The organism is Candidatus Poriferisodalis sp., assembly GCF_965208555.1.
Taxonomy (GTDB): domain Bacteria; phylum Actinomycetota; class Acidimicrobiia; order Acidimicrobiales; family Poriferisodalaceae; genus Poriferisodalis.
This window is the reverse complement of record NZ_OZ242342.1, coordinates 2,699,799-2,723,836: the sequence shown is the minus strand read 5'-3', so window position 1 is coordinate 2,723,836 and position 24,038 is coordinate 2,699,799. Positions and strand designations below refer to the sequence as shown.

The following is a 24,038-nucleotide window of genomic DNA, read 5'->3' as shown; positions in this document are numbered from 1 at the left end:
GACGCGAGATGGCAGCCACGCCCGGGGCTTGCCCGGCGGTCGATGGCAGACTTGGCCCGTGGAGACCCGCCAGCTCGAATCGACACCCGGCTTCGTCATCTTTGACCTGCCCGGCGCCCAGAACTACGTCGGGGCGGCGCGCCTCGGCAGCCGGCTCATCCCCGGCAACGCGACGATGCTGGTACGGCACCTCACCTACGTCTTCGCCACGCTGGAGCAGCAGCGCAGCGGTGCCAGCATCGGTTTGAAGTCCGACCCCGCCGATGCCGCGGGGGCGGTCGAGGCGCTGGCGGCTGAGCTGGCCGATGACTTCTCCAGCGGTCGGCTTTCAACCAGTCCGGGCCTGCGGCTGAATGCCGAATTGCTTGCGCCCGTACTGACCCACGACCAGCGCAATCTCATCGGCAATGACGACCGCGACGGCATCTCGTTCAGCGACGAGCTGATCGGCGTCGGTGCTGCCGCGGCGGCAGCCAGCCTGCTCGGCGGCCTCGACGGCAAACGCATAGCGATCGAGGGCTTCGGGCCGGCGGGGCTCGGCATCGCTCGTGAAGCGACGGCGGCCGGGGCCTCGATCGCCCGGGTCGCGACTGCGAAAGGCTGTACGGGCGACCAGGGTGAGGGTGGTCAGCTCGACCCGGTGGCGCTGGCCGAAGCCTGGCTGGCAGACGGCGAGATGTGCGTGGAATCGCTGTCGGGAAACGGCGGGCCTGCCAAGCCGTGGGCGGTCTGGAAGGACGATGTCGACGTGCTGTTCTGCGGCTCAAAGCCGGGCGCGATGTCCGGCGAGGGCGCGTCGATGGCCGGCACTACACCCGTCGTCGCGTTCTCAGCGGCGGCCGTGTCATCCAAGGCGCTCGCCGTGCTGCGGGCAGCAGGCACGCCAGTAACGGCTGATTTTGTCGCTGCCGTGGGGCCCGCATTGGGCTGGTGGGCCGACCCGGTGCTCACGCACGACGACCTGCGCTCAGCCACGGCAGAGGCCGTGAACTCCGTCATGTCCGAGACTGCAGACCATGACGACGGCCCGTTCATGGCGGCGTGCTATCGAGCAGAGTCGTTTCTGCAGACATGGCAGGACGAGCTGCCGTTCGGACGACCGCTGGGCTGATCTGAGACTGGGCTGAATCGGCGACAGCCCCGTCAGCGGAAGTCGCGGCTCCCCACCGAAGCGGGCACATCGAGAGCTTCGATTCTCTCGGCAATCACATTGGCCACGTTCTCATGGCGTTCGAGACGGCCTGACACCACCAGCGCGGGCATGTCGCGCGCAACCGAGCGGTACCGCTGCCAGCATCCCCGCGACACCACCACGTTCACCAGACCCGTCTCATCCTCAAGATTCAGGAACGTCGTGCCGCCGGCCGTCATGGGCCGCTGGCGGTGGGTCACCAGGCCGGCAACGCGGATCTTGCCCGGCGGGCACGTGAGCAGCTCCGCAGCAGTGCGAACCCCCGCAGCAGCCAGCTCGGTTCGCAGGAACTTCGTCGGATGCCCGCGGGGGGCTATCCCGGTGGCCCACAAGTCCGCTGCAGCGGTCTCGGTCGCTGACATGTCCCGCAGCGGCGGTGACTCTGCACCGGTCACGACCCCCGAGAGCCGGTCTGAGCCTCCCTGATGCACGGCCCCGGCCGCCCACAAGGCCTCGCGTCGCGACAGCCCGAAGCAGTCGAACGCCCCCGCGGCGGCCAACGCCTCCAGCGCCTGCAGACTCAGTTCTGCTCGACGCTGAAGGTCTTCCATGCTGCTGTAGGGGCCGCCGGCGGCGATCCGCTCGGCAAGCTCATCGCTCACCTCCCGCACTGACGACAGCCCCAGCTGCACAGCCATCCCGCCAGTGGAGGCGTTGCACAGCTCCAGCGTGGCTGTCTCGGAGGACAGGTTGATGCAGGGCGTATGCACCACCACCCCGTGACGGCGAGCGTCCTGGCACAGCGAGTGCGGCGAGTAGAACCCCATGGGCTGCGCATTCAACAGCGCTGCGCAGAACGCCGCCGGGTAGTGCAGCTTGATCCACGACGAGGCATACACCAGGTGAGCGAACGACACCGAGTGACTCTCGGGGAAGCCGTAGTCGGCGAAGGCGACCATCTTCTCCCAGACCCGTTCGGCCACATCGCCGACCAACCCCCGCTCGGCCATGCCCGCAAAGAGGCGCTCGCGCAAGCGGCCCATCCGCTCGCGGGACCGCTTAGAGCCCATGGCCTGGCGCAGCTCGTCGGCCTCGGCGGGTGTGAACCCGGCGACATCGATGGCTATCTGCATGAGCTGCTCCTGGAACAGCGGGATGCCCAGCGTCTTTTTCAGCGAGTTCTCGAGCAGGGGGTGCAGGTAGGTGACCGGCTCTTCCCCGTTGCGCCGCCGGATGTAGGGGTGCACCGAGCCGCCCTGGATGGGCCCGGGGCGGATGAGCGCCACCTCCACCACCAGGTCGTAGAAGCAGCGGGGGCGCAACCGCGGCAAGGTGGCCATCTGGGCGCGTGACTCCACCTGGAACACACCGATGCTGTCGGCCCGGCAGAGCATGTCGTAGACCTCGTCTTCCTGCGGCAGCATGCCGATGTCGATGTTCGTGTGATGCGCGTCAGCGATCAGGTCGACGGCGTGGTGCAGGGCCGACAGCATTCCCAGCCCGAGCAGATCGAACTTCACCAGCCCGACTGCTGCGCAGTCGTCCTTGTCCCACTGCAGCACCGAGCGATCCGCCTTGGTCGCCCATTCAGTGGGGCAGACATGGGTCACCGGCCGGTCGCAGATGACCATGCCGCCCGAGTGGATGCCGAGGTGGCGCGGCGCCCCCTCAAGCGCAGCGGCCAGCTCTGCCACGTCGGCGGGAATGCCGGTCTCATTGCGACCTGACGGCGGCTCGGGCCCCGCGTCGCGCCAGTCGCGTGCACGGGGCCGGCCTGCCCGATGGAGCTGGGCCGCGGACCCGTTCGAAGCGTCATTCGAGGAGGGCAGCGGGCTGTAGCGGTCCAGTGACTTCGACCAGGCATCGGCTTGGCCGGGTTCCCAGCCCAGCGCTCGTGCCATGTCACGCACCGACGAGCGCGCCCGGTAGGTGATGACGTTCGCCACTTGCGCCGTGTGAGCACGGCCGTAGCGCTCGTACACGTATTGGATGGCCTCCTCCCGGCGACCGCTCTCGATGTCGATGTCGATGTCAGGCGGCCCGTCGCGCTCGGGCGACAGGAAGCGTTCGAACAGCAGCCCCAGAGCGACCGAGTCGACATTGGTGATGCCGAGCGCGTAGCAGACCGCTGAATTCGAAGCTGAGCCGCGGCCCTGGCAGTAGATGTCGCGACTGCGGCAGAACGACACGATGTCGAACACCACCAGGAAGTAACCGGCGAAGCCGAGCTGTGAGATGAGGTCGAGCTCGTGATTGAGCTGCGCCCACGCCCCCGGCACCCGCTCGCTCTCAGGGGTGCCGTACCGCCACAGTGCCCGCTGAGTCACGAGGTGCCGCAAGTACGACATCTCGTCATGACCGTCGGGACAGGGGTACGGCGGCAAGTTGGGAGCGACCAGCGACAGGTCGAATGCGCAGTCGCGGCCGAGCTGCGCAGCAGCGCTCACCACACCCGGCCAGCGGGCGAATCGGCGGGCCTGCTCGGCACCGGATCGCACGTGCGCTGTAGCTGCTGGCGGCAGCCAGCCGTCCAGCTCTCCGAGGCTGCGCTGGGCTCGAACTGCGGCCAGAGCGGCAGCCAGCCGTCGCCCGGCGGGAGTGGCGTAGTGGACACCGTTGGTGCAGATCGGCTCGACACCGGCTCGCACCGCCAGCTCGGCCAGCGCGTCGTTCCGCTCGCTGTCGAGCGGGTCGCCGTGATCCCACAGCTCGACGAAGACGTTGTGACGGCCGACGGCTTCGACGAGACGGCCGAGCTGGGCGGCTGCGGCGCGCGGCCCGCCATCGTGCCCCCCTGAGATGAGCGCTGCGGGAACAGCGCCCTTGCGGTGCCCGGTGAGGATCGCCCACTCGTCGCGATGTGCCGCTGCGGCTGCGAGGAATTCACTGGTGCTCAGGCGCGGGGCGTGCTTGCGGCCCGCCATCTGCGCTGCCGAGATCAGCTCGCCCAGCGAGGCGTATCCTGCCGGCGAGCGAGCCAGCACCACGACATGGGATCCCGCAGGATCAGCGCACCCAGTGCGCTCCGGCCGCGTGGCGCTGTAAGCGTCGAGCGTCAACTCAGTGCCGAACACCGTCGGCAGACCGGCTTCGGCGGCAGCCTCCGCGAAGCGCACCACCCCGTAGAACCCGTTGTGGTCGGTCAACGCCAGCGCTTCGAGCCCCAGCCGCACTGCTTCGTCCACCAGCTCGGCTGGGCTCGACGCCCCGTCCAGGAAGCTGAAGTTGGAATGAGTGTGCAGTTCCGCATACGGCACCGTGGGGGCTGCCGGCCGCGGTCGAGCGACAGACTCGACCTGCTCGTTGCCCGCAGCGAGATTCTTGCCATGACTGTGTTTGATGGGCCGGCCCTCATCGGGCCGGCCGGGGAACGGAGGCCGGTCGGACAGTCGCCGCTCCAGTTCCCGCCAAGAGATCCCCGGATTCGTGAAACCCACGGTGCAACATTACCGAACGAAAGTTCTGAGAACAAGGGTTCTTACTGACCCCGCCCGGCAACCGAACTACGTTGCGGCCATGGCTGAGACCTCGACCACAGGCGCATCGAGCGGCGAGTCTGGCGAAGACCTACCCGACGGCGTGGCAACCGCCGAGCTATTCGCCTCGGGAGCCGCCTCGGCAGTCGAACTGCTCGACGAGGCCATCGCCCGAGCCGACCGGGTGAACCCGCAGATCAACGCCATCATCGGGCGGCTTGACGACAGCGCTCACCAAACGGCACAACGACTCGACGCGGCGCGCGGCACGAGCGAGCCGGTTGGCTCGCTGGCAGGCGTGCCATTTCTCACCAAGGACCTGACGTGCACGACCGACGGCCAGCCGTACCACGCAGGCAATGCTGCGCTCAAGGAGGCGGGCCACGTCGCATCGAGCACCGCTCACCTGGCCACGATGTTCGCCGAACTGGGATTGGTGAACTTCGGCCGCACAAACACGCCCGAATTCGGCCTCACCATCACGACTGAGCCGCTGGCCTACGGGCCGACAGCCAATCCGTGGGACACCGGCCACTCGACGGGCGGCTCCAGCGGAGGATCGGCCGCGGCGGTGGCCGCGGGCATCGTGCCCATCGCCCACGCCAACGACGGCGGCGGCTCCATCCGTGTGCCGGCGGCGAACTGCGGCCTGTTCGGCCTGAAACCGAATCGGGGACGGGTATCGCTGGGCCCTGACTCAGGCGACGGCTGGGCCGGACTCAGCGTGGACGGCGTGGTGAGCCGCAGCGTGCGCGACAGTGCCCGGGTGCTCGACGGCATCAGCCGGCCCTGGCCGGGGGACCCGTACTGGGCACCGCCGCCGTCGGACACGTTCTCTGACGCTGCTGCGCGTGAGCCCGCATCGCTGCGGGTCGGCCTCTGCGCGCACTCCGCCTGGGGGCCAGTGGATCCCGAGTGCGCCCAAGCGGTCCACGGCGCCGGCAAGTTGCTCGAGAGCCTGGGCCACCACGTCGACTATTCAGCGCCCGACGACCTGTTCCACGAAGAGTTCTTCGAGCACTTCCGCACCATCGTGGCCGTGTGCAACGTGACTTCCCTGGCGGGCTACGAAGCCGCCTTGGGCCGGCAGATGAGCCGGGCCGACACCGAGGGCGACACCTGGGCACTGATGCAGATCGGCCGCGAGATAAGCGGCGCCCAGTACATCGCGGCCGTGGAGTGGTGCCACGCGTGGACCAGGAGTCTGGCCGGCTGGTGGGCTGATCACGACGTGCTGGTGTCGCCGATCATGGCCGAGCCGCCTCCCCGGCTCGGCGAGCTGCGGAACCCCGAGACCGGCCGTGGGCGGCTGAATGACCTGCTGCAGTTCACGCCGCAGTTCAACGTGACCGGCCAGCCGGCAATGTCAGTACCCCTGCATTGGACTGCCGCCGGGCTGCCCGTCGGTGTGCAATTCGTGGGTCCCCATGCCAGCGAGGAGATGCTGCTGTCGCTGGCGAGCCAGCTTGAGCAGGCGGCCCCATGGGCCGAACGCACTCCGGCGCTGTGGGCCGGAAGCGACTGACCCCGGCTGGTCGGGGCTGGGGCATTGGAGAGCGGCGACATGTCCGCCGACCTGCGTTCGGTTGACGCAACGGCACTGGCGCAGGCGTTCGCATCCGGCGAGACGAATCCGGCCGAAGCGATGCAGGCCGCGCTCGAACGGATGGAGCGGCTGAACCCGGCTCTGAACGCGATCATCCACCCCCGGCCTGAGCGGGCGCTGGCCGAGGCAGCCGATGCCGCGGCGCGCTGGGAACAGCGCCGGAACAGGCGACCGGCCCCTCAGCAGGGGGTGCCGAGTTCGCCGGCCATCACGTTCGACGGCGTGCCGATGGCCATCAAGGACCTCGGCTGCGAGCAAGCCGGCGAGTTCCACCACGCCGGGGCACAGTTCCTGGTCGAGCTGGGCTGGCGCGGCAGCCTCGACAGCCACCTGTACCGGTTGCTGCGCAGTGCCGGCATGGTCTCGGTGGGACGCACGAACACCCCCGAGTTCGGCACCACCATCACCACCGAGCCGGCTGCCTACGGCCCCACGGCGAACCCGTGGGACCTGACCCGCTCGCCTGGCGGCTCCAGCGGAGGCTCAGCGGCTGCGGTGGCGGCAGGCATAGTGCCGGTTGCGCACGGCAACGACGGCGGCGGTTCGATCCGTGTCCCCGCAGCGGCCTGCGGGTTGGTGGGGCTGAAGCCGTCGCGAGGCCGGGTCTCCACCGCTCCGCGGCTCGGCGAGCACCGCGGCGGCTTCGCGGTGGACGGGATGCTCACGCGCACAGTGCGCGATGCGGCACGCTGCCTCGACATCATCAGTCGCCCGGCACCGGGCGATCCCTATGTCGCTCCCCCGCTGGGAACCGCCGAGACATTCGCCGACGCCCTGGCAGCCCCGCCGACGCCCTTGCGCATCGCAGTGTCGACCGGCGGGCCGAGCCGGGCGACGGAGTCGGCACAGCACGCCGTCGAGTTCGCCGCGAGCCTGCTGGCAGAGCTGGGCCATCGCATCGAGCCCGATACGGCACCCGACGGCTGGTATAGCTCCGACCTCGTCGACCACACGATCGTGGTGCGCACCGTCGCCATGTCTGCCGAGATGGCTGGCTGGGCAGAACGGCTGGGGCGTCCGATGACCGCCGACGACATCGAGCCCGCCAACTGGTGGTCGGCCGAGCTGGGACGCTCGCTGCCCGCCTCTGCCTACGTGCAGTCGCTCGCTGAGCTTGCTGGCTGGCGCAGACGCGTCATGTCGTTCTGGAAGATGAATCCCGCCGGCCGGCCGGGTACTCCGGATCCCAGCGGTTACGACCTGCTGCTCACCCCGGTGCTTGCCGACGTCACGCCGCCGCTCGGCTATCTGGCTGACCCGATCGACGGGGCCCGGCGGATCGCTGAGCTGGCAGCGTTCGTGAATCAGGCCAACGTCAGCGGGCAGCCAGCCATCGCGCTGCCGGTTGCATTCGACCCCGACGGAGTGCCGCTGGGCGTGCAGCTGCACGCTGCGCACGGTGGCGAGCACCTGCTGCTGGCCGTCGGCCAGCAGATCGCCGATGCCGGCGGGCTGATCCCGCTCCGCGACCTGCCAGCGGCAGAGTCATGACGCCCTCGGAGCGGGCTTTTGCCCGGGCCGTGGAACTGCTCGGCGAGGTCCACGCAGGCGTGCGCAGCGCCGTGGTGGTCACCGACGCCGAGACGGCCCGGGCGCACCGGCGCATCATGATCGTCCGGGTGGCTGCATTCGCCATCGGTGCCGCTTTGGCAATCGCCTGGGGCATCGGCTGGCTGCTGATCGTGGCCGCCGTCGTGGTTCATCAGCTGCTGTTCAACGTGCAACGACTGCTGGCAGCCACCGGCGACGGTCTGGTTCTGGCCGACATCGGATTCCGCAGGGCGGTCATCGTTGCCCGATGGGACACCGGCACCGACGCCACCCTGGTGCTGCGCACCAGCAGCCCGCGAGTGGAGGTTTCCGTGGATCCGCCCCTCGATGACCAGGGCGTCGGCAAACCTTGGACGGGCCACGTGAACGGCAACGACCTCGACAGCTTCGAGACCACGATCCGGGCGGCGGGCGGCGAGCCGCTGCGCCGGACGGCAACCGACTGATCGTCGCGCGCACCGCGGGCACCCTCGACCGAATCGGGCGGACGGCGGCCGGCCCAGTACGGTGACGCGCCGTGAAACTGCTGCGTTACACCCTTGCCGGCGAGGGCTCCACTCACATCGGCATGGCGGCCTCCGATGGCGTGGCGCGACTTGACGGCGTCGAGGTAGACGGCGCCCCGATTGCGACCATCGGCCAGGCGATCGCCGCCGCCTTGGCCGATCCGGCCGCGTTCGCAGGGGCGGCGGCCGACCATGGGTGGGACGACATCGCGTTCGCTGTTCCTGCCGACGTCGGCGCTCGCATGCTGTGCGCCGGTGCGAACTATCACAAGAAATACCCGCTGGACGGCAAGGTGCAGGCCCCGGCGCAGCCGGTCTATTTCAACAAGCCTCCGGGCACGCTCGTCGCACACGGCGAGGACTTGGTGCGGCCATCGGTGTCGGTCCAACTCGACTACGAGGTGGAGCTGGCAGTGATCATCGGCCGCGCGGGGCGTCACATTGCTGCCGCAGAAGCCCTCGACTACGTGGGCGGCTACACGATCCTCAACGACGGATCGGTGCGTGACTGGCAGCGTCACAGCGTGGCGGCGGGCAAGAACTTCTTCCGCTCCGGGTCGATGGGTCCGTGGATCACGACGGCAGACGAGATCGCAGACCCGGCGGCGCTGGAGGTGATCTGCCGGGTCAACGGCGAGGAGCGTCAGCGGGCCGGCGTCAGCGAGATGATCTTCTCGGTCGCCGAGATCGTCTCCTACCTGTCGGCAGTGATGCCGCTCGAACCCGGCGATGTCGTCGCCACCGGATCGCCCGAAGGCACCGGCGGGTCGCACGACCCGCCGCGCTGGCTGATTGCGGGCGACGAAATCTCCTTCGAAGTTCCCGGCATCGGAGTCCTCCAGAACCGGGTGATCGACGAGTAGCCGCGTCGCCCGACGCCATCAAGCTGAGAGCCGGCTGAGAATCTCTGGGGCGACACCCGCAGGCGACCGGCCATCGGTACCTTGGGCCGAAGGTCCCGGTCGTCGCCCGCGGCGGCCACAGGCGACCGCAGGCAGACGACGGCGCCGGCTCGAGGTCGGCCGCAGCAAGGACGCGCCCGGTGCGAGGTTCACAGCGGCAATCGCGCCCCACCACTGCAGGCTCCACCTGTGGGCGGCGCAGCGCGGCGCGCCGTGGTGCAGCAGCGGTCGCGTTCGCTCTTGTCGTCAGCATCGTGCCGCTCGCCGGCACGGGGGCGCAATCGCAGCCGTCCAACGCCGAGCTGCGCAAGCGCCAGGAACAGCTCGAACAACAGCAGAAGGAGCTGGAGGCCCAGCTTGCCGAGGAGAAACGGATCCGCGACGAGGCTCAGGCAGAACTGCTCGCGAAAGTCATGGAAGTCGACCTGCAGCAGGCCGATGTCAACGAGGTGCTGGAGGCCTTCGACCAACTGAGGCTGCTGACGAACGAGCAGCGGGCCGATCTCGATCAGGCCGAGCTGGCATTGGCCGCCGCGGAGGCATCGGTGGCGGCAGCGCTCCAGCGCCAGATCTCGCTCGATGCCCAGCATGACGAGCTGGGACTGCGGGTCATCGACCTCATCGTGCAGACCTACATCGGCCACGACGCGTTGGTAGAGGGCTCCTACGGCTTGGTCCGCACCGGCGACATCTACGACGCCGCTCGCATCCGTGTGCTGATCGGCGCTGCACTCGGCGATCTGAACGTGACCGCTGACCAGCTCAGAGCGCTCACTATCGACGCCGAACTGGCGCTGCGCGAGTTCCAGCGCGCCGAGGAACTGCGAGATATCCGCCGCATCGAGTCCGAGCGAGCCTTGGAAGACCTGCTCGACGCCGTCGAGCAGGAGGCGATCGTGCTGGTGGAACTCGAGGACGAGCTCGACGCCTTGCTGTACGAGCAGGCGGCGCTGGCGGAATGGAACGATGCCGCTGCGGCCGATGTCGCCAAGACCGCAGACCTCGTCAACAGTGCCATCACCGAGCAGAAGCGCATCGAGACGGAACTGAAGCGGCGCAAGGCGGAAGAGGAACGGAAGCGACGCGAGGCGGAGGAACGGGCCCGCCGGCTTCGCGAAGGCACCGCCGGGCAGCCCACCGACAACAACATCGACCTCGCCGAGCTCACCTGGGTGGGCGGCATCCAGGTCCACGAGTCGATTGCGAACAAGGTGCAGGATCTTCTCGAGCATGCTGCTCGCGACGGCCTCCGGCTGACCGGCGGCGGCTATCGGAGTGCCGCTTCGCAGATCGCGCTGCGGCGGGCTCATTGCGGCACCAGCGAGTGGGCGATCTGGCAGAAGCCCTCCTACCAGTGCCGGCCGCCCACGGCCCGGCCCGGGCGTTCCATGCACGAGCGCGGCCTAGCCATCGACTTCCGGCACAACGGCCGATCGGTCACCAGCCGCAATTCGACGGCGTTCAGATGGCTGAAGGCCAATGCCGCGACCTACGGCTTGTACAACCTGCCGAGCGAGCCCTGGCACTGGTCCACCAACGGCAACTGACGGGGACTCAGTCGTAGGTGGCTTCGCGCTGCCAGCGACCTCGCTCGACAGCGCAGAGATGGGCAGTGCCGTCATCGAGCACCAGCTGGAGCCGGGCTTGGCGACGACGCTTGGCGGGATCCCACCAGCGCTCGTCCAACGGCCACGGCCCTGCCCACGCCGTGATGCGGCGAGAGCGCCCGTCGGGCCAGCGCAGCAGGGCCGGAACGGCGTTGAGCTGTGCCCTGCCGCTCACGCCCACCGGCTCGTCGTTCGCATCGAGCACCACGAGCGGCTCGGGCTCAGCCAGCACCTCGGCGGGGGCCGGCACGCCGAGCCGTCCCGGCCACGGAGCTGGGTCTGATGCGCCGGTCCCACGAGGACCGGCTGGGTCTAATGCGCCGGTCCCACGAGGACCGGCTGGGTCTGATGCGCCGGTCCCACGAGGACCGGCTGGGTCTGATGCGCCGGTCCCACGAGGACCGGCTGTGCCGAACGGAAGGCGCTGCTCGAGATCGGCGAAGCGGCGGCCGGAGCCCAGCCGGCCCACGGTGACCCCGTCGAACCCGACCAAAGCCTGAACTCGCTGCAGCGCTCGCTCGGCCCGCTCATCGGTCTCGGACTGGCCGCCCCAGAAGCCGAGCTGGCGTCCTTCATCGGGAAACGTCTCGACAACCCGCAACCGGACGAACGAGATACCGCCGGTGGGACTGTTCCGGCCCTTGGCACTGCGCCAGCCGTCGAGCTGCCAGCGCACACGATCGACTACATCGGGCGGGCTGAAACGGAACCCATGACGCCACCGTCCGCTGCTGGTCTCGCCGTGCTCGGTCTCGGCACTGATCTCCACGCACACCAGTGCCTGACCCTCCCGGGCCAACTGGGCGTCGAGCTGATCTGCCAGAGACTTTGCAGCAAAGGCCACCATGTCGAGCCGGTCCGCGGGCGGGTCGATCTCGGTCGCAACGCTGAGATCAGGCTGAGCGGCGGCAGGCTGGCTCAGGCGAGGATCGCGCCCGCTGGCCAGTGCGTGCATCCATTCGCCTTGCCTGCCGAACCTGCCGACGAGATCGCCCGCAGGCAGTGCAGCAAGGTCGCCCAGGCAGCGCAAGCCCAGCTGCCACAGCATGCTGATCAGATCATCAGTCGTCCCGGCGGCGGCACATCCCGTCAGCAGGGAGAACTCTTCGGTCAGCGTCCACAATGACAGCCCGCTCAGGAACTCTGCACTGCCGCACGGCGGCACCACCATCACCTGTGTCAACGGGTTCGCAGCCGGTGCCGTCCGCGCAGCCAAACCGGCTGCAAACAGACCGTCGGCGATGCCGACACGGACGGAGACACCAGCCGGTACGCCAGCCGATGCATCAGCCAGCGCCTGGGCGACGGTGTCCTGCACCAGCATCGCCAGCGCTTCGTCGCCGCCGTAGTAGCGCGATGGACCTCGAGTGGCGACGACACAGCAGCCAGGTGCCAGCACCTCGACTCTCGGGGTCAGGTCTTCCAGCGCTGCAACCACGGGGGCGAAGCGGCGGGCGTCGAGATCGGAATCGCGTTCGATCAGCTCCAAGGTCTCGCACTCGGACAGGGCCCTGCGGCGACGCATCCCCGCTTTCACCCCCGCCGCGACCGCGGCAGGCGTGAGAGCAGTGACCCGGCCGGCAGACACCACTGCTGCAGCCCTCGCCGGGTCGAGTCCCGCTGCGATCGCGGACCAGTGCTCGACCTCCGCCACCAGCATCCGCGGCCCGCACTCGGCAGCGGTGCTCCGGCCGGCCCGACTGTCTCGATCGGCTTGGCTATCCCGCACGACTCAGCAGGGGGACGACCACATCAGTGACAACCGCATCAGCATCAGTGCGGGGAGCATCGGTGCGGGAGGCATCGGCGAGATCGGCAGGCTGATCGGTGCCAATCGGAGTGACCGCATTGCGAACGGTCATGATGCGCCCGGTGGCATCAGGCAGCCACAGGACGGCCCGTCGCGGCAGCGACGCCGCACCGCGGCCCACGGCGACCACCTCGGCCCGCCGTTCCCGCAACCGTCCATGGCCCTGCTCGAGGCCGGTCCACACTGCACGTTCCACCGTGAGGGTCACGTCTGGACTGAATGCGCCCGATGCGGCGATCTCGATCACCACGGTTCCGCGCTCTCGCAGGCGGGCCCGCAGGCGCCGACTATGGGCGGCTGCCAGCCGCACGCTCCCAGCCAGCAGGACGACATCGACGTTGCCGATCAGAGCGTTCAGCACCTCGGCCGCGGCATCGCCGGGTTTGTCCACGAACGCCCACCGGTCCAGCGATGCGCCCCGCTCGGCCGCTGCTGAGATGCCCATGCGCCCCAGGCCCACCGCAGTCACCCACCCGCCAGTACGCGAGACCTCCGCCGCGAAGGCGGTAGCCAAGGTCAGTGCTCCTGGGCCCTGAGCAGCCAGCACCGACCCTCTGACGAGCCCCGGCTGCGTCAGCAGCGGGGCGAGTTCGTCGGCAACCGGCAGCAGCCGATCGCGGCGACCGATGGCCGTGTCACTCAGGCGCACTGTCTCTGCCGCCACTGCCTCTGCAGCCATCGCGACAGGTTAGACGAACAAGCGTCCCCGCAAACGACTGTTTATCGTCGTTGTCGGTGCTACTTCGTGCCGACCAGCAGGGTGGCGCCGACAGGTCCGGCGTGCTCGCTGTGCAGCGTGCCGGCGGAAACCTCGCACCAGTCCCCCACCGCCATGACCCGGGTCTCGTCTTCCAACCCCAGCCGGAACTCGCCATCAGTCACCATGGCCATGGCCGAGAAATCATGGCTGTGGAGCTCACCGTCGGCATGAGGCTCGAACACGGCGTCACGCGGCTCGCCATAACCCCGCGCCGCAAGCTCAGTACGGAACTCTTCTTCGGTCATGCCGCAACCGTAGTCAGCGTTGTGCTGATCACAACAGCGCACAAGCCGTGCTTGTCACTATCGGTAGCAAGCTACCGACCGTGCTTGTCGCTACCGGTAGCAAGCTACCGATAGTGGGCGAACAGCTCTTCGATGAGTTCGGCGATGCCGTCGGAGGTGTGGCCCCGGGAGAGGTCGATGGTGGCCACGTTGCCGTACACGTGAATGTGGTCGACACCGCCCCGCTGGAACAGGCGCCACGCCAGCAGATCGGCCGGGTCCTCGGCGCTGGCGGCATCTTCGGCGCTGTTGTAGTAGCGGTGGCCCGCTCCGGTCAGCGGGCGGTTGGTCTCGAACTGCACCGTGCCCACACGGACGGACGACGGTCGTTCTGCTACTCGAACGGGCTGACCCATGGCCGATGAGCGTAGCGAGATATGTCGCTAGCTTGGGGCTGCTCGCATTCCGGATTTGCCACTACTTGCACGAAACAGGAGCCCGACATGGCCGCTGCCGACACCGCTGAGATCACCGAGGAACAGTTCGCCGTTGAGGCGCTGGAATTCTTGGAGGCCAACGCCAAGCGCAAGGCCGAGCGGCGCGAGTTCGTGTGGGGCGAGGGGCCTGACAACGCAGCGCTCTTCGAGGAGATCGACCGCGAGCGCGAGCGGCGGGAGCTGGACGCGTCAAAGGAGTGGCGGGCCGCCAAGTACGACGCCGGCTTCGGCTGGATCAGCGGACCGGCCGAATTGGGCGGCGGCGGCATGCCCCGCAAGTACGAGCGCATCTGGGGCCAGCTCGAGAGCCAGTTCGACACGCCCGACGGCGGCTTCTTCGGCATCGGCTTGGGCATGGTGGCGCCGACCATCCTGGCTCACGCCAGCCCTGAAGTGTCCGCCGAGGTGCTGCCCCAGATGTACCGGGCCGACATCGTGGGCTGCCAGCTGTTCTCTGAGCCGGGCGCCGGTTCCGACCTGGCCAGCTTGCAGATGCGGGCCGAGCGCGACGGTGAGGAGTGGATCCTCAACGGGCAGAAGGTGTGGACTTCGGGCGCGCACTACTCCGACATCGGCGAAGTCATCGCCCGGTCCGACTTCGACCTGCCCAAGCACCAGGGCCTCACCGGCTTTCTCGTGGACATGAATTTACCCGGCGTGGACGTGCGCCCGCTGCGACAGATGACCGGCGGGGCCAACTTCAACGAGGTGTACTTCACCGACGTGCGCGTGCCCGACTCGCACCGCCTCGGCGAGGTGAACCAGGGCTGGGGCGTGGCGCTGACCACGCTGATGAACGAGCGGGCGGCGATCGGCGGCGGCTCGGGCGGCGGCACCGGCGGCGGCAGCTTCACCAAGCTGGCCGCCATGGCCAACCACTACGGGATGTCAGGCGATGCGCTGGCTCGCCAGAAGCTCGCTGAGATCTACACCCACGGCAAGGTGCTGGGCTGGTCGAATCAGCGCACGATGGACGCGCTGCGTGCCGGCAAGACACCGGGCCCCGAGATGTCGCTGTCGAAGATGGGCCTGATTCGCCAGATGAACGCCACCTGCGAGTTCGTGGCCGACACCATCGGCCCCAAGCTGGTCGTCGACTCGGGCGAATGGGGAACCTTCTCGTGGGCCGGCTATGTGCTGGGCTTCCCAGCCATGCGGATCGCCGGCGGCTCGGATGAGGTGATGCGCAACATCGTGGGCGAGCGGGTGCTGGGGCTGCCCAAGGAGCCCGGCATCGACACGACGAGCCCCTTCCGCGAGCTGAAGGTCGGCACGCAGCGCGCTGAGTAGGCCGACACTCATGAAGATCGGGTTGGCGCCCACGAACAGCGACTACGGGCCTGCGACCGCCGACATGGCGGTCGAGGCGGAGCAGCGGGGCTACGACTCGCTGTGGGTGGGTGAGCACAGCCACATTCCCGCCAGCCGCCAGACGGTCCACCCCGACGGGGGCGATCTGCCGCAGCTCTACTGGCACATGCGCGACCCGTTCGTCTCACTGGCGACGGCCGCAGCGGCAACGTCGAAGATCAAGCTGGCGATGGGCGTGTGCCTCGTGCTCGAACACGAGATCCTGGACTTGGCCAAGAGCGTGGCGACGCTGGACGAGGTATCCGACGGCCGGCTGCTCTTCGGCGTGGGCGTGGGCTGGAACCGCGAAGAGCTGGCCAACGTGTCGAACGTGCCGTGGGCGCAGCGCTACAACGCCATGCGTGAGACGGTCGAGGCACTGCGGCTGCTGTGGACCGAGCACGAAGTCGGGTACTCGGGCGAGTTCGTGAGCTTCGCGCCCTCGTGGGTGTACCCGAAGCCGACCCAGCAGCCAGGCCCTCCGGTGCTGGTGGGCTGCCGGGGCCGGATCGGCATGCGTCACGTGGCTGAGTACGCGGACGGCTGGTGCCCGCTCGATGTCGGCTTCAGAGACGTCAGGGTCGGCATGGAGCGATTCCGGGCCGCTGCGGAGTCAGCGGGCCGTGATCCCGATGGCATCCCGATCTCCATGTACTGCTACGCAACGCCCGACGAACAGAAGCTGGAGCTGTACCGCGAACTCGGCGTCGAGCGGGTCGTCCTCGCCGCCCCCGACGGCGCGGATCGCTTAGCGCGCTACGTCGACCGCAACCAGCACCTCGTCGACACGTTCGCCGACTGACGCTCGCCGCAGCCCGAGCGGGTCAGAGCCGGCTGGGCAGATCGGCCAGGGGCACGAGCTCGGCTTGGGGAGTCTCGATGTCGCCTTCGGGCAGCATGAAGCGCCAGAACGCGATGCCGAATGGACGACCCTCGGTGTCGAGCCAGTTGGGAACGCCCGGGTCGGCATGTGCGATGACGGCGGTGAAACTGCCGTCGGCATTGGCGACCATCTGGGCACGGTTGAGCGAGATGGAGCGGTTCGCGTAGTCGAGCGACTGCAGGTGGCGGTTCCACAGGCTGATGTTGGCGTAGCGGCACTCGGGCCAGCGGCCACGGATCACCAGTGCCTCGTCGGGCCCGACCACGAACGGTGCCAGGGCATAGGCGGCGTCGGTGGCCGACAGGCCGAGGTCGCCGGGCAGGCCGGGCGGCGGGAACTCGTTGGGCACCAGCGACACCCACGACCGCGGCTCGCCCTGGGCCATCGGCACGCGGTCCACCGTGAGCTCGCGGATAAAGGCAGCGGCTCGCCGGATGCCGGCGCTGACCGTGGCATCCGACGGCCGAGGCGGAGGCGTGCCGTCGATCACCTCGATCTGCATCGCGGGCCACCGATCCGGGTCGGTGCCTGCGTAGGCGGTGTCCTCGAAGTAGTGACGGCTGATGATCTGGCCTTCGTCGGGCGGCGGCGCAAGCCAATTGCGCTCCTGCGGCTCGCCGCCGATGACGATCTCGAAGCGGCCCTCGGCATCCACGTCCAGCGTCGTGTCATTGAGCACGCCGAGCACCTGGTTGTCCATCGACCCCCAGCCGGCGCTCGACTCGACGGTGATCGACAGGTAATCGGCGCCCTTGGTCTCCCCCCGCACCCGGTAGGCGTAGTCAGCCGACACTGGGGCCTCGAAGTAGACCGTGTCGGGGTTGTCGCCGAGCAGCTTGCGGTTCGGTGTCACCAGGCGCTCGAACCGGGGGGCGGACGGGTCACGCTCGAACAGCCCCACCAGGCCCCACTGCAGGTAGTGCATGAGGGCACGGTGCGCCTCGACGGCGTCGTCGGCCGTGTACAGGTTCCACTCGGGCGACACCCAGCGCTCGTCGGCATCTCGCAGCACCTCGAGCAACTCGGCGAGAGCCCGGCGGGATTCGGTCTCGGGAAGCGGGTCCATGATCGGCGCCGGCTCAGCCCTCTGGGGGCAGGTCGAAACGCTCGATGTACTGCGCCGTGGCGTCGCGGATGCCTTCGGCGGTGAAGCCCCAGTCCTCGGGCTGGTAGCGATGCACGCCGTACTTGCCCTTGGGTTTGTGGTCCAGGTAGTCCCGCACAGCGGTCGCGTAGGCATCGGTCATCGACAGGCCCATCTGCTCGAGTGCCGCACCCAGCGTGGCCACAGGGTCGGTCACGAGCTGCATGTAGTTGACGTCCACGAAGCGTTCGTCCGGCACCACACCGGTTGCTCGCAGATTCACCGAGTCGTTGAGGGCGAACGCGAACGCGTCGTGCACGAAGTGCGCGTTCCCGACGGCGTCGACGTCGCTGAAGCGCATCCAGTGGACCATGGCCGTGATGTTGGCCGTGGAGGCCATCGTGCGGGCCGGATCGCGGTGGGTCTGGATGACCCAGGCGTCGCCGAACGCTGCGAACAGCTGCGGCAGCACGAACAGGTGGCCGGGCGTCTTGAGCACCCATTGCGTGGGGCCCCCGCCGTGCTGGAGCACCTGGAGGATCTGCCGCTCGTAGCTGTAGTTCACGTCCAAGTCGGGAATCCACTCGGTCAGCGGGGCGATCATGCTCCAGTGGAACCCGGCGAAGCTGCCGGTGGTGAGGGTGATGCACTCGACAGGCAGATCGGCCCGGAACTCGTGCATGGCCAGGAACTCGGGCTGGATGTCCGCCCAGAACTCCTGCTCGCACTGACCCATCTCCATCCGATCCGCGAGGCCCCCCTCGGGCAGCGGCACCGGGTGCAGCGCCTCGGCGCCCAGCGGGGCCCGCAGGTCGGGATGCAACCCCAGCAGCTCGAACAAAATGGAGGTGCCCGAGCGCGCCGGGCCGGCGATCATCACCGGCGAGGCCACGGGCTCAGCGGTGATCTGCGGCGTCGTGTCGATGGCGGCGGTGAGCAGCAAGCGGGTGCGCAGCGAGCGGAGCAGCTCTTGCTTGGTCATCAGCCGACCCAGCAGGTGCATGGGCGAGGCGTCCAGCTCGGCAGACAGGGCCTCGAAACGCTTCTGCCAGTCGGGATCGCCCAGATCGCCGGTCGGCATGCCGCCGACTGCTGCGGTGGCCAGCTTCAGCAGCTCACCGGTGTCGATGGGCACCAGGTCGCCGGGTCGCCCCCCGATCGAGTCGCCCATGAGGTTGATGCGCCGCACCCAGTCAGGCCGGGTGTAGCGCTCCCCCATGGACGGAAGTGCATTGCTTTCATGAGACATACGGGCGGCAAGGTATCAGCACGCCGCGACGGCCATGTAGTGGGCTAGTCAGCAGGAGGTGCGAGTGTGTCCTTGATGAGGTGCTGCACCACCTCGGCCAGGGCCTCGCTGTGATCCGCGCCGGCGTCCTTCGCTGCCTGGTAGACGGCAAGCTGGTTGTTCGCTGAAGTGCCCCGTTCGCAGATGGTGCGCAGCTGACCAACCTCGTCGACGCAGTCGAGTGCCTCGGCATCGGGGCTGACGAGCTCGATCAGCTCGTCGACCAAGTCCGCGTATGGCACCAGCGAGCCCTTGCCGAAGTCGATCAGCGAACCGTTGACGCCATAACGCTCGGCCCGCCACAGGTTCTCGCCGATCAGGAAGTTGGCATAGCTGCGCCATCGCTGGTTCCCGTCACGCAGCCGCCACAGCATCCGCAGCAGGCAGACATATGCAGCTGCGACGGCAATCGTGTCCTCCATGCGGGTGGGCAGGTCGGTGACCCGCATCTCCAGCGTCGGGTAGCGCTCCGAGGGCCGGATGTCCCACCAGACCTTCGAAGAGTCCTCGATGATCCCGGCATTCACCAGCACGTCGACGTGGCGCCGGAACTCGGCCCATGAGTCGAACTTCGGCGGCAGGCCCGTGCGCGGAAGCGTCTTGTACACCGCCGACCGGTAGCTGGCCAGCCCGGTGTCGCGGCCCTGCCAGAACGGCGACGACGTGGACAGGGCCAGCAGGTGCGGCAGGAAGTACGTCACCTGGTTCATCAGGTCGATCCGCAGTTCGGGATCCTCGATGCCCACGTGCACGTGCAGCCCCGAGATGACGAGCTGGCGCGTGATGTCCTGGAGGTCATCGGCGAGGTCCCGGTAGCGCTCCTTGTCGGTGATCTCGAGCTCCTCCGGCTTGGCAAAGGGATGAGTGGACGCAGCGATCGGCGCAAGCCCGTGCTCGGCGGCGGCCTCGGTGACTGCCAAGCGCAGCAAGCCGACGTCGGCGCGCAGATGCTGCATGTCACGGCAGATGCCGGTGCCGATCTCGATCTGCGCGCTGAAGAGCTCCGGACTCACGAGGCCGTGGCGCAGCTCGGCGACCCGCTCGATCAAGCCGGGCGGCTGGACCTTGACCAGTGCGCCGCTGTCATGATCGACAAGGAGGTATTCCTCCTCGATCCCTATCGTCCAGCTCGGTTCGTCGATCACGATCAGCAACCTCCGCGGCTCAATTGCGAGCCGTGACGATCCACGCGGCAGCAGGGAACACGACGCCTGCTGGGGTCTCGAACGGCGCGAGTGCCGCTATCACGGCTTCCTTGGCTTGAGCGTGCACTGCGGGCGGGTGCCCCTCCAGCGCCCGCTGGGCGATGCCGAGATCCATGGTGAACTGGGCCGTCTCGGCGAGCGTGTTGCCCGCGCCGTAGATCATCTCGGTCTCGAACGACGCAAAGTCGATGGCCGACCAGCCGGCATCGCTGAGGATGCCGCTAACGAAGTCGGTGTCAGCAAACGCGAACGGATCAACCGTGGGACCGTCGCTGTCGGGCATCTCCACGATCTCCAGCACCGCCTTGTTGACCGTGATCAGCCACGGGTTCTGCCGTGGCGTCTGCCAGCAGGCGAAGGCGAGCTGTCCGCCCGATCGAGTCGCTGCCCGCACGTTGGCGAACGCTGCTGCGGGATCGGCGAAGAACATCACGCCGAACCGGGAGAACACCACATCGAAGCCGCCGAACGCCCCATTTCGGGCCGTCGCCTTCGCTCCGAGTGCGGTCATGTCGGCGGTCTGCGCGTCAGCCACGGCGAAGCTGATGGGTGCCGCCGCAGGATGCTCGGCAGCGTGGGCGGCAGCCCGCTGCCGGGCCACCTCTACGAGCAGGTCGCTGATGTCAACCCCCAAGACTGATCCGCTCACCCGCTCGCTCCACTGCAGCGACGTCTGGCCACAACCGCAGCCCACGTCGAGCACGTGCGCTCCGGACGGGGGTTCCTGGGCGATGTCCATCGCCGCCAAGCCGATGTGCGCGAGCTGTGCGTCGAGTCGCTCCTGCTGCTGCACCCAGATGTCCGCTTTGCGCCAGAACTCGCGCTGGCCGGCGTTGGGATCGTCGCTCACGCTCATCGGTCGCCCCTCTCCGAAGCTGCCATCTTCTAGCAGCCCGCGCCCGCAGCTTGCTCCCGAGGCGGCACGCGGCCCTTGGGCCGGCAGGCCGATCAGAACGGTAGGTCAGAACAGTGTCGTATCGGGTCCTGCGAAGGCTCTCGAGTAGGTCGCCAGCGCCGTCTCGGCGTCGCGATGCGCACGGCTCGGCACCGGCTCGGCATCGGGCAGCGCGTCGGTGAACGACCAGCTCAGCCGGTGAATGGCGCACGGTCCGTGGGTGGCCAGGGCCGCACGGTGGACCGGCGCGGGATAGCCCTTGTTCGACCCGAACCCGTAGGGAGGGAAATCGGCCGACAGCGCCGACATGATCCGGTCCCGCACGACCTTGGCCATGATGGAGGCTGCGGCGATCGACAGGCAGCGCCGGTCGCCCTCGACGAGCGCCCTGCTGGGGCGCCAGTCCACGAAGTTGAACTTGCCGTCGAGCAGCACGCGGTCTGGCTCGGCCGGCAACGCGTCCAAGGCCCGGCGAGTGGCGACACGCAGGGCGTCGGTCATGCCCAGCTCGTCGCACTCTGCTGCGGTGGCGTGCCCTACCGACCAGGCGCGGGCCCAACCGTCGATGCGCTCGAAGAGCTGCTCACGCACATCGGGGCGGAGCTCCTTCGAATCGCGGATGCCGTTCACCCGGCCCTGCGACGAGACGACGACGGCGCCCACCGTCAGCGGTCCCGCCCAGGCGCCGCGGCCCACCTCGTCCACGCCGACGACCGTCGTCTCACCCGATTCCCAGCACCGCCGCTCGAACGTGAGGCTCGGCCGCACCGTCATGGAAGTGAACCTAGCTGCCGACCCCGTGCCGGTCGGCAAGGCGGTCACACGACAGAGGTGTCATGCCGGGTGCGCTATGCAGGGTGCGGCGCCAGCAGGATCTCGCCCCGCCAGCCGGTCGCCGCGAACGCCGGATCCAGTCCCGGTGCCGTGACTTCGGGCGCGCTGCCGCCCGGGTCGTGCGGCACGACGTCCCACAGCAGCGCCGGTCGCTGGCCATGCCAGCGCACCGCCCATGACACCCTGCCGATGCGCGTCGGCACATCGTGGATCTCGACCGGCTGGCCCAGCCACGCCGCCGGCCAGTGGGCAGCCAGCCGCAGCGTCGGCGTCTGCGCTGCGTGCAACGAGCCGCCGTCAGGCACATCGACCAGCAGACGAAGCAGCGTCCGCACGAACAGCCCGCCCACCATGAGGTCGTGCCCCGTGCCGTTGGTGCCGGTGTGCAACTGCGGATGCACATAGGTCGGCCAGCTGAACGTCGACGACGCCACCGACACCAGCGCCTCGAGCCGCTCGAAGGCACGCGCCGGTGCTGGTCGCGCCTCGGCAAAACCCAGCAGCGCAGTGGCGACCAGGTCATGGCCGCACGAAGCCGCCGTGTCGGCAACGAAATCGATCGGGGTGCCGTCAGCCGGCTCGGATGTCACAAACGGCAACGGCGGTGCCCAGGGAACCGCCCCATGAATCCACAGTCCGGTGTCGTGCGATATCCACTCCCAGCGCTGGCTTGGCGGCGCCGCGGCTGCCCCGCGCTGTGGAGCGGTCCAAGGAACCCGGTCCGCACGATCCCGGTAGAACGACGGCGAAGCCGGAACGTCCGCAGGGTCCACGCGCTGCGCCTCGCGCAGTCTCATGGCCTCGTGCCGCAACGCAGTCGCCGCCCGATCCGCACCGTGCCGCAGCAGAAGCCGGTAGCCGGCTCGCAAGCCTTCGCGAATCGTCCATGGCCCTTCCCGCCTGTCCGCGTCGCGCGTCAGCAGCCACCGTGCCCCAGTTGCGGCGAACTCCCCGATGGCCTCGGCGAAGGCGGGGTCGGGGTGAAGCGACAGCAGATGCTCGGCGAGCACGAGCGATGTGCCCGTGACCGAGACGCCCATGCTGGAGGTCTCGCCGGAAGGAAACTGCGCTTGGGCTTGACGCAGCAGGAGATCCCGCACCTGCTCAGGCGCTCCCGACTCGATCAGCGCCAGCAATTGCACCAGGTCGTCGCCGGCGAACTGAAAGTCGGTGGCCAGCGCCGAGGCGAGCATGGGACCGGCGACACCTGGTCCGTCATCGAACGGCGCGGTGGCGAGCAGTTGGGCGGCACGTGCCGACAGCACGGCATCGGCTAGACGGCCACTGGGCAATTCGATCCGGCAGCCTGCATCGACGCGCTGCCGCCAGCCGTTTGCCACCCGCTCCAGGCCAGGCACCGCATCCAGCACGGCGGAACCGAGCGCGGGGCTGCCGGCATCGTCCCACTCGAATGCCGAGCCTCGCCCGACAACCGCAGCACGCAGCGTCGCGCCGGCGACGAGCGGGAAGACCGCTGCCGCGTTGGCCAGACGCTGGGGGCACGTCACCGAGACTGGAACGCGCTCGAGTTCCGGTGTCGATGCCGGATTGCCGAGAGACCCACTGCTTCCGATGCTGACGGGCACCGAACTGGCCTGTTCCGTGGCGGCATGCCCGTCTGAGGACACGAGCCCTGCGGCGCAGTCGGTCCCGTTGCTGCCGACGACCACGTCGCCCGGCACGCGATCAAAGACCACAACCGCGCGGTTCGCCGCAGAGAGATACACATTGCCAAGCGTCATCACACGACCGTCGATGAGGATCTCATCGATCCCCCACGCGTTCGACCACTGCCAGATTTCGTTCTCTTCGTGCTCGAACGCACCCAAGTTGCATGGCCGTGCCGCGAGCGCCACGGCCACGGGCGCAGGCGTGCGATTGGCGATCTCCATCACCAATACCTCAGGAACGGCACTTGCGCCGCCGCCTTGCAGCCGCTCGCCCTGCGCGGTGACATGCCGCTCGGCGTCGCCGAACTGGACGGCAGCGCCCCGGGCCGCCGCAATGCGGTGGGAGACATCGCCGCCACCGATCCGCATGATCGTCTCGACCACCGGCATTCCATCCACCAGGCGCTGCCTTACGGAGGACGCCCGCGATGGGAAGGCCCACTCCTCGCCGGAACGCACCCACCAATCCAGCGACCATCCCCCGCACACCACCAGTCCCCGCGGATCCACCTCAGCCCGCTCGAGCGTCTCGGGCAGCCCGACAGTCGTCCATGAACGCCCGAGCGCGTTCGCGAGCACGCTCGCTTCGACATGGTCGTCGCTGTTCCAGTAGCGGACCCGACTCGGTGCCGGGGCGTACGCAGCCGAGTTGGGGTCGAGCTGACGCTCCGCCCACCACGGTCGGACCCAGCCGGACGGCGGCTCAGCGGGACGCGGGGGGCGGGGCCGGTCTAATCGAAGCCGGACTGAACGGGAAC

The 24,038-nt window shown here is 68.7% G+C and carries 19 protein-coding genes; 8 read left to right on the top strand and 11 right to left on the bottom strand.

Features of this window, described 5'->3' with window-relative positions; translation table 11 throughout:
• The first annotated feature begins 58 nt into the window (after positions 1-58).
• Positions 59-1,111: a hypothetical protein gene (locus ACOGXE_RS12495; protein WP_419931238.1), complete on the top strand. Its 1,053-nt coding sequence runs from the start codon at positions 59-61 to the stop codon at positions 1,109-1,111.
• A gap of 32 nt (positions 1,112-1,143) precedes the next feature.
• Here the strand turns inward: ACOGXE_RS12495 and ACOGXE_RS12490 are convergent, their stop codons facing one another.
• Entirely contained in the window at positions 1,144-4,569 is a 3,426-nt protein-coding gene (locus ACOGXE_RS12490; protein ID WP_419931237.1) for an error-prone DNA polymerase, read from the bottom strand.
• Between the two features lie 79 nt (positions 4,570-4,648).
• Between ACOGXE_RS12490 and ACOGXE_RS12485 the strand changes: the two genes are divergently transcribed.
• From ACOGXE_RS12485 to ACOGXE_RS12465, 5 genes are all read left to right on the top strand, one after another.
• Positions 4,649-6,133, top strand: coding sequence for an amidase (locus ACOGXE_RS12485; RefSeq protein ID WP_419931236.1), 1,485 nt, complete (start codon positions 4,649-4,651; stop codon positions 6,131-6,133).
• Between the two features lie 39 nt (positions 6,134-6,172).
• A complete protein-coding gene (locus ACOGXE_RS12480) occupies positions 6,173-7,705 on the top strand; it encodes an amidase (RefSeq protein WP_419931235.1) in 1,533 nt (510 codons plus the stop codon).
• On the top strand, positions 7,702-8,211 hold the full coding sequence (locus tag ACOGXE_RS12475) for a hypothetical protein (protein ID WP_419931234.1): 510 nt from the start codon (positions 7,702-7,704) through the stop codon (positions 8,209-8,211). Before ACOGXE_RS12480 ends, ACOGXE_RS12475 begins: the two co-directional genes overlap by 4 nt.
• A 71-nt stretch (positions 8,212-8,282) precedes the next feature.
• Positions 8,283-9,134: a fumarylacetoacetate hydrolase family protein gene (locus ACOGXE_RS12470; protein WP_419931233.1), complete on the top strand. Its 852-nt coding sequence runs from the start codon at positions 8,283-8,285 to the stop codon at positions 9,132-9,134.
• A 293-nt stretch (positions 9,135-9,427) separates the two neighbouring features.
• On the top strand, positions 9,428-10,720 hold the full coding sequence (locus tag ACOGXE_RS12465) for a M15 family metallopeptidase (RefSeq protein WP_419931232.1): 1,293 nt from the start codon (positions 9,428-9,430) through the stop codon (positions 10,718-10,720).
• A 7-nt stretch (positions 10,721-10,727) separates the two neighbouring features.
• On the opposite strand, the gene ACOGXE_RS12460 is transcribed toward ACOGXE_RS12465, so the two are convergent.
• The 4 genes from ACOGXE_RS12460 to ACOGXE_RS12445 form a co-directional block, all read right to left on the bottom strand.
• Positions 10,728-12,440: a DNA polymerase Y family protein gene (locus ACOGXE_RS12460; protein ID WP_419931231.1), complete on the bottom strand. Its 1,713-nt coding sequence runs from the start codon at positions 12,438-12,440 to the stop codon at positions 10,728-10,730.
• 58 nt (positions 12,441-12,498) lie between these two features.
• Positions 12,499-13,269: a hypothetical protein gene (locus ACOGXE_RS12455; protein WP_419931230.1), complete on the bottom strand. Its 771-nt coding sequence runs from the start codon at positions 13,267-13,269 to the stop codon at positions 12,499-12,501.
• Between the two features lie 59 nt (positions 13,270-13,328).
• Positions 13,329-13,595 (bottom strand): cupin domain-containing protein, encoded by a 267-nt coding sequence (locus ACOGXE_RS12450; RefSeq protein ID WP_419931229.1) that lies wholly within the window; start codon positions 13,593-13,595, stop codon positions 13,329-13,331.
• A 104-nt stretch (positions 13,596-13,699) separates the two neighbouring features.
• Positions 13,700-13,990, bottom strand: coding sequence for a hypothetical protein (locus ACOGXE_RS12445; RefSeq protein ID WP_323670980.1), 291 nt, complete (start codon positions 13,988-13,990; stop codon positions 13,700-13,702).
• Positions 13,991-14,077: 87 nt separating this feature from the next.
• Here ACOGXE_RS12445 and ACOGXE_RS12440 point away from each other — a divergent pair, with 87 nt between their 5' ends.
• Together ACOGXE_RS12440 and ACOGXE_RS12435 are read left to right on the top strand one after the other, a co-directional pair.
• Positions 14,078-15,361 carry an acyl-CoA dehydrogenase family protein gene (locus ACOGXE_RS12440; protein ID WP_419931228.1) on the top strand — a complete coding sequence of 428 codons (1,284 nt, stop codon included), beginning with the start codon at positions 14,078-14,080 and terminating at the stop codon, positions 15,359-15,361.
• 10 nt (positions 15,362-15,371) lie between these two features.
• Positions 15,372-16,223: a TIGR03619 family F420-dependent LLM class oxidoreductase gene (locus ACOGXE_RS12435; protein ID WP_419931227.1), complete on the top strand. Its 852-nt coding sequence runs from the start codon at positions 15,372-15,374 to the stop codon at positions 16,221-16,223.
• A gap of 22 nt (positions 16,224-16,245) precedes the next feature.
• On the opposite strand, the gene ACOGXE_RS12430 is transcribed toward ACOGXE_RS12435, so the two are convergent.
• The 6 genes from ACOGXE_RS12430 to ACOGXE_RS12405 form a co-directional block, all read right to left on the bottom strand.
• Positions 16,246-17,370 (bottom strand): DUF1214 domain-containing protein, encoded by a 1,125-nt coding sequence (locus tag ACOGXE_RS12430; RefSeq protein WP_419931226.1) that lies wholly within the window; start codon positions 17,368-17,370, stop codon positions 16,246-16,248.
• 13 nt (positions 17,371-17,383) lie between these two features.
• Positions 17,384-18,637, bottom strand: coding sequence for a sulfotransferase family protein (locus ACOGXE_RS12425; RefSeq protein WP_419931225.1), 1,254 nt, complete (start codon positions 18,635-18,637; stop codon positions 17,384-17,386).
• A gap of 44 nt (positions 18,638-18,681) precedes the next feature.
• Positions 18,682-19,818 (bottom strand): carboxylate-amine ligase, encoded by a 1,137-nt coding sequence (locus ACOGXE_RS12420; protein WP_419933518.1) that lies wholly within the window; start codon positions 19,816-19,818, stop codon positions 18,682-18,684.
• A 22-nt stretch (positions 19,819-19,840) separates the two neighbouring features.
• Complete coding sequence (locus tag ACOGXE_RS12415; protein WP_419931224.1) at positions 19,841-20,737, bottom strand: methyltransferase domain-containing protein; 897 nt, start codon at positions 20,735-20,737, stop codon at positions 19,841-19,843.
• A gap of 105 nt (positions 20,738-20,842) precedes the next feature.
• A complete protein-coding gene (locus ACOGXE_RS12410; RefSeq protein WP_419931223.1) occupies positions 20,843-21,550 on the bottom strand; it encodes a ribonuclease HII in 708 nt (235 codons plus the stop codon).
• Between the two features lie 74 nt (positions 21,551-21,624).
• A complete protein-coding gene (locus ACOGXE_RS12405) occupies positions 21,625-23,859 on the bottom strand; it encodes a hypothetical protein (protein WP_419931222.1) in 2,235 nt (744 codons plus the stop codon).
• Positions 23,860-24,038: the final 179 nt, after the last annotated feature.